Consider the following 13,040-nt stretch of genomic DNA (forward strand, 5'->3'; position numbering starts at 1 on the left):
TCGCGGCTCACGCGCGATCGGCGAGCCGGTAGCCCATGCCGCGCACCGTCTCGAAGCGCTCCGTCCCGAGCTTGCGGCGCAGATAGCGCACGTACACGTCAACGACGTTGGAGCCGGGATCGAAATCGAACCCCCAGACGCTCGCGAGCAGCTGCTCCCGGCTCAGCACCTGCCCCGGGTGGCGCATGAACTCGACCGCGAGGGCGAACTCGCGCGCCGACAGGTCGACCTGCGAGCCGTCGACCGTCGCCCGCCGAGTGCCGAGGTCGAGGGTGAGGGAGCCGACGGTGAGTCGCATCGGCGCGCTCGCCGGCGCATCGTCGGTGCGAAGCCGCAGCCGGATGCGCGCGAGCAGCTCCTCGAACCGGAACGGTTTCGGCACGTAGTCGTCGGCGCCGCCCGTGAGGCCCGCGACCGTGTCTTCGAGCGACGTTCGGGCGGTGAGCATGATGACGGGCACCGAGACGCCCATGCCGCGAAGCTCGCGCAGGACCTCGAACCCGTCGATGTCCGGCAACCCCACGTCGAGCACGATGAGGTCGATGTCACCCGATGCACCGAGGTCGAGGCCCTCGAGCCCGGTGGCGACGGCGCTGGTCGCGAACCCGGCGGCCTTGAGCCCCTTGGCGATGAACGAGCGGATGCGCTCCTCGTCTTCCACGATGAGGACGTGACTCATGCGTTTCTTCCTCCAAGCGCGGCGCCACCCATCGGGGTACCGAGTTCGTCGGCGATGTCGCGCTGCGTCACCTCGGCGCCCGTCGCAGCCCGGCGAGGAAGGACCAGCGTAAAGGTCGAGCCCATGCCGATCGCCGAGACGACCTCGACCGTACCGCCGTGCGCATCGCAGATGCTGCGCACGATGGCGAGTCCGAGGCCCGATCCATCGATGCGGTCGCCCGCCTGCCGGACGCGCGCGAACCGGTCGAAGATCCCCTCCAGTTCGCCGGACGGGATGCCACGACCCTCGTCTCGCACCGACAGCCGGATGTGCTCGCCGTCCTCAATCGCGGCGAACGTCACCGATGTGCCCGACTCGGAGTACCGCACGGCGTTGGCCGCGAGCTGCAGCAGCGCCTGCGTGATGCGCTGAGCGTCGAGCATCGCTTCGGTATCCACGAACCCTCCGAGCCGCCAGTTCCGATCGCCGAGCGATCTCGCCTTCTCGAGCGCGTCGTCGACGAGCAGCCCGACGTGCACGGGCTGCAACGTCGCGAAGTCGGGTCGGCTCGCGGCCGCGAGCAGCGTGAGGTCGTTGACGAGACGGTTCATGCGGTCGATCTCATCGACCACGAGATCGCGCGTTGCGCGCGCGTCCGACGGATCGCCGGCATCCATCAATTCGAGGTGACCCCGTACGACGGTGAGGGGCGTGCGCAATTCGTGACCGACATCGTCGAGCAGATTGCGCTGTGACGACATCGCCGTCTCGAGGCGATCGAGCATCGAGTTCACGGTCACCGTGAGCTGCGCCAGGTCGTCGTTGCCGTGCACGGGGATGCGTCGCGACAGGTCGGTGTCGGTGATCTCCTCGGCGGTCTGGCGGACGAGGCCGATGGGCCGCATGAGCCGGCCGACCAGGAACCAAATGACGGTCGCGCCGATGACGAACACGCCGGTCGCGAGCAGCAACCGCCACCACATGGCCGTTGCGACGACCTCGAGCTCGGCGTTGCGGTCGAAGGCGTAGACGACGGCGCCGACGGTCGTCGTGGGTTCGTTCGAGACCGCGACCGGCACGATGAGGTAGTCATAGGTCGTGTGATTCGTCGTCACCGAGCCCCGCACGACCGACGAGCCGCTCGTGAGGACGGCGATGTGCGCGAGGAACTCGGGGTCGTCCTCGAGCCGCGTCGGCACCTCGGCCTGGGCCGTCCATGCGACGGCTCCGTCGACGATGCCGAGCTCGCCCTCGTTGGGGGCGGGGACCGTACGCTGCAGTGCCACGCGCACGAGCTGATCGGCGGTTTCGAACGCACGGCCCGTTTCTGGATCGACGCCGGTCGCCGTGAGCTGAATCAGCTCGTTCCAGCGACGATCGAGCTCAGTGTCGATGCGGCTGATGACCTGCTGACGCTGCAGGCTGATATCGAGGAAAGTGAGCACGCCGAGGGCCAGCGCGAGCAAGACGACGACGGCGGTGACCAGGCGGACTCGGACCGAGGCGCCCGCGCGCCGCATCGGTGCCACTAGGCCCCGGGACGGCCGAACGGCGTGTCGGTGCCCGGCGAAGCGTCGCCCCGGGAGGGGCCATCGTCCTTGAAGAGGTCCTCGAGCCCGAAGGGCGCGTCACCGGTCGTGGACTCGGGCTCCTGCGTCGGTGCTGATTCGCTGCGTCGCCACGAGCCCACCGGGTCGTGAGCGGGGTCGACCGCCTCGCCGGCGTCGGGTGCCGGGGGAGTGCCCGCGCCTCCCGGTGCTCCGTCGAGCGCATCGGTCCACGGCGGCACGGCGGCCGAAGCCGGCCCATCCGCCCCGGCCGGCGGGGCGAAAGGCGGGGGTGAGGCCCGGTCGAACGGCCAGGCCCCCTCGGCTTGTGACGCGGGGGACCGGAAAGCAGCCGGACCGGCGGGCGGCGCCGGTTCGTCGGGATGGGCGGGTTCGCCGGGAGAGGTCGGACCGCCTGGAGGGAAGGGCGGCGCCGGCTCCGGGTGCGGCTCGGGCGTGGGGAAGGCGGTTTCCGGGGCGCCGTCCGGTACCGCGAACGCGGTCGTCTCGTCGTCGGGCCGGGCGTCATTCGCCCCATGCCGTTCCTCTGCGGTCATCCGGCGCCAGGGGTCGTGGCCAGCGAGGGGTGCTGCCGACCCGGTCGCCGAGTCGCGCGCCCCGGTCGTCTCCGGCACGCCGTCGGCATCCGCGTGTTCACGTTGCCACGCGTCGCGATCGGAGGTCGCACCGCCGCCGCCCTCGTCCGCACGGCCGGCGTCGGCTGTCGTCGGTGCCGGGGGAGCGAAGAGCCCGTCGCGGTCGTCGGTCTCTGCTCCCGCCGCGCCACCGATCTCAGCGTCGATCGTCGGCCTCGCGTCCGGGTACGAGGAATCGGCGCCGGCGGGCTCCGTGGTCGGTTCGGCGGCGAGCGGCGCGAAGGCCTCGTCCGCTGGATCGGACACCTGGTCCTCGGCGGAGGAGCCCGCCGGTGCCGCGGCGGCCAGCTGCTCGCCTTCGACCTGGGCGGCGACCTCCGGGGTCATACGGCCGGGCACCCGGTAGTGGTTGTAGAGGGCGTCCTCCTCGTCGGGAGACAGGTTCTGATCGATCGAGGTGGAGGGCGATGAGGTGACGAGCGCCTTGTCGTACGGCACGTTGATCCGCTTGCCATCGAGCGTCGCCTCGTCGAGGGGGACGAAGAACTCCTTCGTGCCGAAGAGCCCCGTCCGCGCTGTGATCCAGTTGGGTTCCTGCGTCTGGTCGTCGAGGTACACCTGACCGACCTTGCCGATGCGCTCGTCATTGGGTCCCATGACCGTGGCCGTGAACAACCGCGTGAGGTGTGCTTCGTGCTCGGCCTCGGCGTCGCGTTGGGCTTGCGATGCGTCGGTCGAGGCCGGGTCATCCGCATCTCCGGCGAGGTCGTCGTCGCCGAGATCGCCCGCCGTTCCCGCTGCCGCGAGCTCATCGCCGTCAGCGGGCGAGACGGCCGGCTCGCCCTGCGTTTCCGACGTCGAAGCGAACGGTGAGCCCTCGACCGCGTCGCCTCGCCAGTCGTCGGAGTTCCCGAACGTCTCGGGGGGACCGTCGTCGGCCGCCGTGTCGTCGGGATCGCGCTGTTGATCGGCAACCATGGTGCTCCTCCGAGGGGGTCGGTGGTCGAGAAGATCTCGAGAACTGCGTTCAGCCTAACGATCGCCCCTGGTGAGACGGCGTATTGCTCACGCGCGGTCCGGATCCTCGCGAGCCCCATCCCGGGCCTGCGGCCCACGCGCCGAGGGCTGGTCGGGGGCGGGCCACTGCGCCGATGGCGGCTCTGGAGCGGGTGCCTGCTGGGTCGCGGGCGCTTGCCGATCAGGGCCCTGCTGTCCGGTCGGCTGCTGTCCGGTCGGCTGAGCGAGGCGCTCGGCCTCGGCCGACTGCGCGCCGGCCGCATCCAGGTCGTTCATCGGGCCACCCGGCGCGCCCGTCGCACCGACGAAGGCGGCAGCGGGCCCGCGGTCGCCGGATCGTCGCGACCGCACGATGGCGCGGACGCCGAAGAACACGATCAGCGCGATGATCGCGAGCACGATCAGCCCCGGAAGCATGAATCCGAAGGCCGTCAGTAGACCGCCGAAGATCGCGACGAGCGTGTTCCACCCGGCCTGCAATCCCTCGAAGAACCCCGGGTTGTCCGGCGTGGGGTTCGCGAGCTCGTCGTTCGAGATCGTGACCGACAGCGTCGACATCGCGACCTGGTCGGCCAGCGCCGCCTCCTGGGCGCGAAGGGACTGCAACTCCGCCTCCCGCGCGCTCAGCGTCTCTTCCACGGCGAGCATGTCATCGACGCTCGTCGCCTCGGCGAGCATGCCGCGCAGACTCTCGACCGAGGCTTCCAGTGACTGGATGCGCGCTTGGAGGTCGACCGTCTCCATCGTCACGTCGGTCACTCGCGTCGAGAGGTACTCGACGTCGGCCACCTCGCGAAGCCGCTCGACAAGGGAGTCGTAGTCCTCGGCCGGCACGCGGACGGTCAGGTCCGCGGTATGCGATTCGTTTCCCCCGCCCGTGTTCCGTTCCGAGCGCGAGTCGATACGGCCGTCCAGCATCGCGACGAGATCTTCGACCGCGGCCGCGGTACCGCGTACGTCGGTGGTGCGGAGACCGATCTCGCCGGTCGTGACGATGGCGCGGTCGCCGGTCACGGCCGACGGCGCTTCGGGCTGGCCGGCGTCCTGGCCCGATTCAGCCGCCGGGGCGCTCTCGGACGCGGCGCTGCCGCATCCGGTGAGCAGGGCGAGCGTGAGAAGGGCCGCACCGGCGGCGGTGGTGATGCTGGTTCGGGAGGGCATTCCGCCATGCAATGCGGTGAGCCTGAACTGTGGGTGGATGCGAGGTATCGATCTCGCAATATCGGCCCGGCGGAGCGAGGGAATGATGCGCGGGTGACTCGCGGGTCATCCTCGCGGCGGTCGCGGGGACGGGGACGGAGCGGGCGAGGTGGCCGTGCGGCGCTTGTCACACAGTGTCGGAGGGTCGTGCGACGCTTCGGGCATGAATCGGGTCCGTCAGGCGTTTTCTCCTGTGGGTTCGCAGCTTCGCTCGAGAGGGCGCAGGGGTGTTGTCCACAGGCCATGTGGAGAGCCCTGTGTGCAACCGCGTCCGGGTGTGTATGACACGCCGATTCGGTGGAATTCCATGCCGAAGCTGTGGACGCACCTGTGAGTAATTACACGGTTGTAACCCGAGATCTAGTGGTGTTATCGTCGTCAGACACAAGATGTTGTGGCTGGGGCGGTCCGTCCCCACCGGGACGCCAGCAGCATCCAGTCCTTTCGACACCACCGCATCAACGCCCCTCGGCAGCCAGTTCTTCAGGAGTCGCCATGAGCAGCATCACCGTCTACAGCAAGCCCGCGTGCGTGCAGTGCACCGCCACCAAGCGTGCACTCGACAAGCAGGGCATCGAGTACGAGATCTTCGACCTGTCGGTCGACGACAAGGCGCTCGCCACGGTCAAGGAACTCGGCTACATGCAGGCTCCTGTCGTCGTCGCCGGTGACGAGCACTGGTCGGGCTTCCGCCCCGACAAGATCTCGGAGCTCGCGACGCGCGTCGCGTAGCGAGTCCGCTGCCACACCACGTCGCCCGGCGAACGACGCACCCCACCACCCACGCCACCAGCGGAGGCCTCGCGCCATGTCGCAACTCATCTACTTCTCGAGCGTGTCGAACAACACGCATCGATTCGTCGAGAAATTGGGGCGTGAGGCCGTTCGCATCCCGGTGAACCGCGACGCGGAGCCCATCGTGGCAACCGAACCGTACGTGCTCATCGTTCCCACCTATGGCGGGGGCGATGGCCGCGGGGCGGTCCCCAAGCAGGTCATCAAATTTCTCAACGTCCCCGGCAACCGCGAGCTGCTTCGCGGCGTCATCGCCGGGGGCAACACCAACTTCGGTCGGGGCTTCGGCATCGCGGCCGACATCATCGCAGCGAAGTGCCACGTCCCCGCCCTCTACCGCTTCGAACTCTTCGGCACGGAGGACGACGTCGAAGCGGTCACCTCTGGATTGGATTCGTTTTGGCAGCAACAGCAAACCCTGAGCTCGACGTCCCGGTAGCGACCAAGAGCGTCGGATCGAGCGGCATGGATTACCACGCCCTCAACGCGATGCTGAATCTCTACGATGCCGACGGCAGGATCCAGTTCGACAAGGACCGCGAAGCGGCCCGTGAGTACTTCCTGCAGCACGTCAATCAGAACACCGTCTTCTTCCACGACCTCGAGGAGCGCCTCGACTACCTCGTGGAGCACGAGTATTACGAGGCGGCGACGCTCGAGCAGTACTCGCTTGAGTTCATCGCCCAGCTACGCGACCTTGCCTACAAGAAAAAGTTCCGCTTCCCGACGTTCCTCGGCGCGTTCAAGTTCTACACGTCGTATGCGCTGAAGACGTTCGACGGCAAGCGGTTCCTCGAGCGCTTCGAAGATCGCGTGCTCATGGTGGCGCTGCATCTCGCGCGCGGCGACGAGCAGTTGGCGACGGCGCTCGTGGAAGAGATGATCTCCGGCCGGTTCCAGCCCGCCACGCCGACGTTCCTCAACGCGGGCAAGCGGCAGCGCGGCGAACTCGTGAGCTGCTTCCTGCTGCGCATCGAAGACAACATGGAATCCATCGGCCGCTCGGTCAACTCGGCCCTGCAGCTGTCGAAGCGCGGCGGCGGCGTCGCGTTCAGCCTCTCGAACATCCGCGAGCACGGCGCCCCGATCAAGCAGATCCAGAACCAGTCGTCGGGCATCATCCCCATCATGAAGCTGCTCGAAGATAGCTTCAGCTACGCCAACCAGCTCGGCGCGCGCCAGGGTGCGGGCGCCGTCTACCTGCAGGCGCACCACCCCGACATCATGCGGTTCCTCGACACGAAGCGCGAGAACGCCGACGAGAAGATCCGCATCAAGACGCTCTCGCTCGGCGTCGTCGTTCCCGACATCACCTTCGATCTCGCCAAGCGCGACGAGGACATGTACCTCTTCTCGCCGTACGACGTCGAGCGCGTCTACGGCGTGCCCTTCGGTGACATCTCCGTGACCGAGAAGTACTACGAGATGGTCGATGACGCGCGCATCTCGAAGACGAAGATCGGCGCGAGGCAGTTCTTCCAGACGCTCGCCGAGATCCAGTTCGAATCGGGCTACCCGTACATCATGTTCGAAGACACGGTGAACCGGGCAAACCCGATCGAGGGCCGCATCAACATGTCGAACCTCTGCTCGGAGATCCTGCAGGTCAACACCCCGACGACCTACGGCGACGACCTCTCGTACGAAGAGATCGGCAACGACATCTCGTGCAACCTCGGCTCGATGAACATCGCGCTCACCATGGATGGCGACGACTTCGGCCGGTCGATCGAGACGGCGATCCGCGGCCTCACGGCAGTGAGCGAGATGAGCGACATCCGCTCGGTGCCGTCGATCGCGAAGGGCAACCGGGCTTCGCACGCCATCGGTCTCGGGCAGATGAACCTGCACGGGTACCTCGGTCGCGAGTGCATTCACTACGGTTCGGAGGAGGGCATCGACTTCACGAACATCTACTTCTACACGGTGCTGTTCCACGCCATCCGTGCATCGAACCTCCTCGCGCGCGAGCGGGGCACCTCGTTCGACGGCTTCGAGAGCTCGACCTATGCATCCGGCGAGTTCTTCGACAAGTACATCGATCGCGAGTGGGCGCCAGCGACCGAGCGCGTGCGCGACCTCTTCGCGGACATCCACATCCCCACGCAAGACGACTGGCGGGAGCTGCGCGCGCTCGTGCAGGAGCACGGCATGTACAACCGCAACCTGCAGGCCGTGCCGCCGACGGGGTCGATCTCGTACATCAACCACTCGACCTCGTCGATCCACCCCATCGCCTCGAAGATCGAGATCCGCAAAGAGGGCAAGATCGGCCGCGTCTACTATCCGGCGCCGTTCCTCACGAACGACAACCTCGAGTACTTCCAGGACGCCTACGAGATCGGCTACGAGAAGATCATCGACACGTACGCCGCCGCAACGCAGCACGTCGATCAGGGTCTGTCGCTCACGCTGTTCTTCAAAGACACGGCAACGACGCGCGACATCAACCGCGCGCAGATCTACGCCTGGCGGAAGGGCATCAAGACGATCTACTACATCCGCCTGCGCCAGCTCGCGCTCGAGGGCACGGAGATCGACGGTTGCGTGTCATGCATGCTGTAGCGGGTCGCTCGCACGGCGGCCACCACGTCATTGACATTGACCACCAACGCGCGATTTCGACCCGAGGACAGCACGCATGAATGCCCCGCACGCCACCGGCCACCTCATCGACCACGTTGAGGCCATCAACTGGAACCGCATCCAAGACGACAAAGACGTGGAGGTGTGGAACCGCCTCACGAACAACTTCTGGCTGCCCGAGAAGGTGCCGCTGTCGAACGACATCCAGTCGTGGTCGACCCTGACGCCCGACGAGCAGCAGCTCACGATGCGCGTGTTCACGGGACTCACCCTGCTCGACACGATTCAGGGCACCGTGGGTGCGGTCTCGCTCATCCCCGATGCCGTGACCTCGCACGAAGAAGCCGTGTACACGAACATCGCGTTCATGGAATCGGTGCACGCCAAGAGCTACTCGTCGATCTTCTCGACGCTCTCGAACACGCCGCAGATCGACGACGCGTTCCGGTGGTCGCGCGAGAACGAGCACCTGCAGCGCAAGGCCCAGATCGTCATGGACTACTACCACGGTGACGACCCGCAGAAGAAGAAGGTGGCCTCGACCCTGCTCGAGTCGTTCCTCTTCTACTCCGGGTTCTATCTGCCGATGTACTGGTCGAGCCACGCGAAGCTCACGAACACGGCCGACTTGATCCGCCTCATCATCCGTGACGAGGCCGTGCACGGCTATTACATCGGCTACAAGTACCAGCGGGTCCTCGAGACGGCCACCGAGGAGCGCCGCGCGGAGCTCAAGGACTACACATACGAGGTGATGTTCGAGCTGTACGAGAACGAGGTGCAGTACACGCACGACCTGTACGACCCCGTGGGACTCTCGGAGGATGTCAAGAAGTTCCTGCACTACAACGCCAACAAGGCCCTCATGAACCTCGGCTACGAGGCCATGTTCCCCTCGCAGGTGACCGACGTGAACCCTGCGATCCTTTCGGCGCTCTCGCCCAATGCCGACGAGAACCACGACTTCTTCTCGGGATCGGGTTCGTCGTACGTGATCGGTAAGGCCGAAGTCACGATTGACGACGACTGGGACTTCTAAGCGCTTCTCTCGTCCCAGCTCATTAGCTGGTCAGGGGCCCGGATCTGCGAAATGTCGCAGGTTCGGGCCGCTTTCGTGCCCCCAGCCTCAACGCTCTGGATCGCCATGTGGCGTTCACGCGGATCCACTCCAGGGCGCCGGGATGATCACCCAGATGATCGATGCGGGCTCGCCTCCCTCGACGTGCCAGGTGTGAGGCTCGCGACCAGGAAGCGTCAGTGCGTCGCCGGCGCTGAGCGCGACGGTCCTATCGGCGAAGCGCACAGTCACGCTCCCGTTCAAGACGTGCAGCACTTCGACATCGCAGTTGATCGTGTACAGGTCCGAGCCGCCGTGGGCGTCGGGTTCGAGCTCCGAGCGCAGCAGCTGCACGCGTTGCTCGCCGCGCGGCGACATCAGGCGCTCGTCGGCGTGCACACCGCCGAGATTGATGCGCGGTGCGTCAGCGAACGTCACGCGCTGGATCTCCGGTTCGGCGAACAGGGCTCCGACCGGCAGTGACAGCACCTGGCACAGCTGCACGAGCGTCGAGACGCTCGGCGAGGTCTCGTCGCGTTCGACCCTGCTGAGAAATCCCTTCGAGAGACCGGTGGACTCGGCGAGCTGACCGAGCGAGAGGCCCTGGCCGGTCCGGACCGACCGCAGCTTCGCACCGATCGGTGTCGCGTTGCTGTTGGCCTGGGGGTGGATCGCGCGCATTGCAGTACCTCAGGTCGATGATTCGTTCTTGACGCCGTGCGGCCGCAGGTCTAGCTTGAACCAGAAAGTTGCTTGTAGCGTATCGAAAGTTGTCAAATATGCAACCCTCTCCGAATCGCGGCCCGATCGACGCGAGCATCGTTCCGCGGTTCGCCGGTATCGCCACGTTCGCCCGCCTCCCGCGTCTCGATGAGGTCGAACGGGCGGATGTCGCCGTGGCCGGCGTTCCTTTCGACAGTGGGGTCAGCTACCGGCCGGGCGCGAGGTTCGGACCTGCCCACGTGCGCGAGGCGTCGCGCCTGCTCCGGCCGTACAACCCGGCGCAGGACGTCTTCCCGTTCGGCGCGCAGCAGGTGGTGGATGCCGGAGACATCGTCGCCAACCCGTTCGACATCCCCGCGGCCGTCGCCGAGATCGAGGCGGGCGCCCGCGAGCTGCGCACCCGCGCCGACCGGCTCGTCGTGTACGTGTCCCACGTGTCGAGATGCGCATCGAAATGCAGCCGCGCCAACCACGCACGGCACGCCGTTCCGGCGCGCGTCGGAAGAGGGACTCATCGATCTCACCGCGAGCATGCACGTCGGCATCCGCGGCCCCCTCTATGACAAGAGCGACCTCGAAGACGACGAGCGCCTCGGCTTCGCGATCGTGTCGAGCGAGTACATCGAGGAGCACGGTGTGCCGGCCGCCGTCGACCGCGTCCGTGGCCGCGTGGGTGACAAGCCGCTCTACATCTCGATCGACATCGACGTGCTCGACCCCGCCCACGCGCCTGGCACAGGAACTCCCGAGGCGGGCGGGCTCACGAGCCGTGAACTGCTCCGGATGCTGCGCGCCCTCGACGGCTCGCGGATCGTCGGCGCCGACGTCGTCGAGGTGGCGCCCGCGTACGACCACGCGCAGCTCACCGCCGTGGCTGCGAGCCACGTGGTGTACGAGCTGCTCAGCGCGATGACGCCGCGCTGAGCGGCATCCGACTTCGAAGGAGAAGATCATGACGACCCCCGATCCGGCAGTAGTCGAGGCCGCGGCATCCGCCATCGTCGAGGCGTTCGCCGCCACCGACACCGAGCGCTACTTCGCGGGGTTCGCGCCTGACGCGACGTTCATCTTCCATCCCGAACCGCACCGCCTGGAAGACCGTGCGGGATACGAGAAGCTGTGGCGGGGATGGCTGGAGAGCGGTTGGAGGGTGACGTCGTGCACCTCGACCGACCGGCGCACCCAGGTCTTCGACGGCGGCGCGGTGTTCTCGCACACCGTCGCCACTTCGGTCCAGACGGCCGATGGCCCCGAGTCGTATCGCGAGCGCGAGAGCATCGTCTTCATTGCCGAAGGCGACCGCCTTCTCGCCGTCCACGAACACCTGTCACCGTTCACCTGAGGGTCGACCACTTCTCCCGAACCCGAATCGAAGGAGCCCGAAGATGTCGCTCTACTCTCGCCTTGAGCAGCGCCTGCAGTCGCAGTCCGATGACGCCGGACCCGTTCGCGGCACGTACTCGGCCGGTCGCCTGCTGATGATCTGGCTCGCCGCGAACCTCGTCGTGACGACTCTGCTCACCGGCACGCTGTTCGTGCCGGACGTGCCGTACGGACTTGTGCTGCTCCTGATCGTCGGCGGCACCGTCGCGGGTGCCGCCGTCCTCGTCGCGGTTGGGACGATCGGTCGGCGCACCGGCCTTCCGACCATGGCGCTGACCCGAGGGCCGTTCGGCACCCGGGGGAGTCTGCTGCCGGTCGCCGCGAACGTCGTCATCCTGATGGGGTGGAGCTGGGTGCAGGCGATGCTCGCGGGCATCGCGCTCGACTACGTCGTCGCCACGTTCACCGGGTTCTCCAATCCGGTGATCTTCGCGGCGCTCTGCCAGACCATTGTCGTGATCCTCGCGATCTTCGGCCACGCCGGTGTCGCGCGCATCGAGCCCTGGTTCGCCGTGATCATCCTCTCGATCGCGGCCTACATCTTCATCGTCGCCTTCACCTCGTTCGGCCCGACTGAGTTCGTCAGCGCGATCCCGGAGCCGGACGAGCCGTTCTACTCGCCGGGGCTGGTGTTCGACGTCGTTCTCGCCACGGCCATATCGTGGACGGTGCTGGCGGCCGACATCAACCGTTTTGCCGGCAGCACCCGCGCGAGCGTCGTCGGCTCCGGCGTGGGCTACACCCTCTCGACAGTGATCTCGATGTCGCTCGGAGCCACCGCCATGGGCTTCGTGCTCCTCCGCGGCGGCGAGGCGATCCCGTTCGATCCGGTGACGATCATCCAGCCGGTCGGCTGGATTTTCGGCGTCGCGATCTTCCTCTCGGTGATGGCGACCAACACGATGGTCGTGTACGGCATGGTGACCACGGTCGTCAACGCTCTGCCGGGCACGCGAGTCAGGTTCTTGCCAACGGCTCTCGTACTCGGACTCATCTCGATCGTCGGTGCGACGTTCTTCGGTCTGCTGGATCAGTTCACGACGTTCCTCGTCACGATCGGCGCCCTGTTCGCCCCGATCTTCGCGATCATGATCGTCGACTACTACCTGATCAGGCGTGCATCGTACGACCGCGATATCTTGCGGGCCACTGGCGGACGCTACTGGTACGTGGGCGGCATCAACTGGCTCGCGATCGGGGCGTGGGTGGTCGGCGCGGTTCTCGCGTACGTCTGGGCATACGTGTGGCCATTGCCGTTCGGCTCCACGGCCCCTGCATTCGTGGTCACCTTCGTGCTCTACCTGGCGCTGTCGCTGCGATCACGCACGACAGGATCGTCGGTGCCGGCCGGTAACCTCGCCGTCGAGGAACCCGCTGTGAAGAAATGACGTTCGGATGCTGCGTGAGCCGAGCCATCCGATCCGCGCCGGCATGACGGTCGACCGCGGTGATCCGGCGGTGCACGTCGAGCCCCC

At 66.9% G+C, this 13,040-nt stretch carries 11 protein-coding genes and 1 pseudogene; 7 read left to right on the forward strand and 5 right to left on the reverse strand.

From position 1 onward, the window contains the following. Window positions 1-7 precede the first annotated feature (7 nt). From F8O04_RS04530 to F8O04_RS04545, 4 genes are all read right to left on the reverse strand, one after another. Window positions 8-679, reverse strand: a complete 672-nt coding sequence (locus F8O04_RS04530) for a response regulator transcription factor (protein WP_158028117.1) — start codon at window positions 677-679, stop codon at window positions 8-10. After that, window positions 676-2,181: a sensor histidine kinase gene (locus F8O04_RS04535; RefSeq protein ID WP_158028118.1), complete on the reverse strand. Its 1,506-nt coding sequence runs from the start codon at window positions 2,179-2,181 to the stop codon at window positions 676-678. The genes F8O04_RS04530 and F8O04_RS04535 overlap by 4 nt, the downstream gene beginning before the upstream one ends. 8 nt (window positions 2,182-2,189) lie before the next feature. Then, a complete protein-coding gene (locus tag F8O04_RS04540; protein WP_158028119.1) occupies window positions 2,190-3,782 on the reverse strand; it encodes a PRC-barrel domain-containing protein in 1,593 nt (530 codons plus the stop codon). Between the two features lie 87 nt (window positions 3,783-3,869). Further along, the gene (locus F8O04_RS04545; RefSeq protein ID WP_158028120.1) at window positions 3,870-4,982 is read right to left on the reverse strand and encodes a DUF4349 domain-containing protein; all 1,113 of its coding nucleotides are present in this window, start codon (window positions 4,980-4,982) and stop codon (window positions 3,870-3,872) included. A 534-nt stretch (window positions 4,983-5,516) separates the two neighbouring features. Between F8O04_RS04545 and nrdH the strand changes: the two genes are divergently transcribed. The 4 genes from nrdH to nrdF all read left to right on the forward strand — a co-directional run bounded on the left by nrdH (window position 5,517) and on the right by nrdF (window position 9,441). Next, window positions 5,517-5,753: a glutaredoxin-like protein NrdH gene (gene nrdH, locus F8O04_RS04550; protein WP_158028121.1), complete on the forward strand. Its 237-nt coding sequence runs from the start codon at window positions 5,517-5,519 to the stop codon at window positions 5,751-5,753. Between the two features lie 76 nt (window positions 5,754-5,829). After that, a complete protein-coding gene (gene nrdI, locus F8O04_RS04555) occupies window positions 5,830-6,255 on the forward strand; it encodes a class Ib ribonucleoside-diphosphate reductase assembly flavoprotein NrdI (RefSeq protein ID WP_158028122.1) in 426 nt (141 codons plus the stop codon). A 26-nt stretch (window positions 6,256-6,281) separates the two neighbouring features. Continuing rightward, complete coding sequence (nrdE, locus tag F8O04_RS04560) at window positions 6,282-8,381, forward strand: class 1b ribonucleoside-diphosphate reductase subunit alpha (protein WP_158028123.1); 2,100 nt, start codon at window positions 6,282-6,284, stop codon at window positions 8,379-8,381. Window positions 8,382-8,457: 76 nt separating this feature from the next. Then, window positions 8,458-9,441 (forward strand): class 1b ribonucleoside-diphosphate reductase subunit beta, encoded by a 984-nt coding sequence (gene nrdF / locus F8O04_RS04565; protein WP_158028124.1) that lies wholly within the window; start codon window positions 8,458-8,460, stop codon window positions 9,439-9,441. Between the two features lie 114 nt (window positions 9,442-9,555). Here the strand turns inward: nrdF and F8O04_RS04570 are convergent, their stop codons facing one another. Continuing rightward, window positions 9,556-10,140 (reverse strand): helix-turn-helix domain-containing protein, encoded by a 585-nt coding sequence (locus F8O04_RS04570; protein ID WP_158028125.1) that lies wholly within the window; start codon window positions 10,138-10,140, stop codon window positions 9,556-9,558. Between the two features lie 98 nt (window positions 10,141-10,238). On the opposite strand from F8O04_RS04570, the pseudogene F8O04_RS04575 reads away from it, so the two are divergent. The 3 genes and pseudogenes from F8O04_RS04575 to F8O04_RS04585 all read left to right on the forward strand — a co-directional run bounded on the left by F8O04_RS04575 (window position 10,239) and on the right by F8O04_RS04585 (window position 12,953). Beyond that, window positions 10,239-11,106: pseudogene (locus F8O04_RS04575) on the forward strand (agmatinase). Between the two features lie 28 nt (window positions 11,107-11,134). Further along, window positions 11,135-11,524: a YybH family protein gene (locus tag F8O04_RS04580; RefSeq protein ID WP_158028126.1), complete on the forward strand. Its 390-nt coding sequence runs from the start codon at window positions 11,135-11,137 to the stop codon at window positions 11,522-11,524. A 43-nt stretch (window positions 11,525-11,567) separates the two neighbouring features. Further along, a complete protein-coding gene (locus F8O04_RS04585) occupies window positions 11,568-12,953 on the forward strand; it encodes a purine-cytosine permease family protein (RefSeq protein WP_158028127.1) in 1,386 nt (461 codons plus the stop codon). Window positions 12,954-13,040 lie beyond the last annotated feature (87 nt).

It is taken from the genome of Pseudoclavibacter endophyticus (assembly GCF_008831085.1).
GTDB lineage: Bacteria > Actinomycetota > Actinomycetes > Actinomycetales > Microbacteriaceae > Pseudoclavibacter > Pseudoclavibacter endophyticus.

Excerpts from the sequence above, each read along its gene's own strand:
- F8O04_RS04530 (WP_158028117.1), bottom strand. The coding sequence starts at position 679 with ATGAGTCACGTCCTCATCGTGGAAGACGAGGAGCGCATCCGCTCGTTC.
- F8O04_RS04535 (WP_158028118.1), bottom strand. The coding sequence starts at position 2,181 with ATGCGGCGCGCGGGCGCCTCGGTCCGAGTCCGCCTGGTCACCGCCGTC.
- F8O04_RS04540 (WP_158028119.1), bottom strand. The coding sequence starts at position 3,782 with ATGGTTGCCGATCAACAGCGCGATCCCGACGACACGGCGGCCGACGAC.
- F8O04_RS04545 (WP_158028120.1), bottom strand. The coding sequence starts at position 4,982 with ATGCCCTCCCGAACCAGCATCACCACCGCCGCCGGTGCGGCCCTTCTC.
- nrdH (WP_158028121.1), top strand. The coding sequence starts at position 5,517 with ATGAGCAGCATCACCGTCTACAGCAAGCCCGCGTGCGTGCAGTGCACC.
- nrdI (WP_158028122.1), top strand. The coding sequence starts at position 5,830 with ATGTCGCAACTCATCTACTTCTCGAGCGTGTCGAACAACACGCATCGA.
- nrdE (WP_158028123.1), top strand. The coding sequence starts at position 6,282 with ATGGATTACCACGCCCTCAACGCGATGCTGAATCTCTACGATGCCGAC.
- nrdF (WP_158028124.1), top strand. The coding sequence starts at position 8,458 with ATGAATGCCCCGCACGCCACCGGCCACCTCATCGACCACGTTGAGGCC.
- F8O04_RS04570 (WP_158028125.1), bottom strand. The coding sequence starts at position 10,140 with ATGCGCGCGATCCACCCCCAGGCCAACAGCAACGCGACACCGATCGGT.
- F8O04_RS04580 (WP_158028126.1), top strand. The coding sequence starts at position 11,135 with ATGACGACCCCCGATCCGGCAGTAGTCGAGGCCGCGGCATCCGCCATC.
- F8O04_RS04585 (WP_158028127.1), top strand. The coding sequence starts at position 11,568 with ATGTCGCTCTACTCTCGCCTTGAGCAGCGCCTGCAGTCGCAGTCCGAT.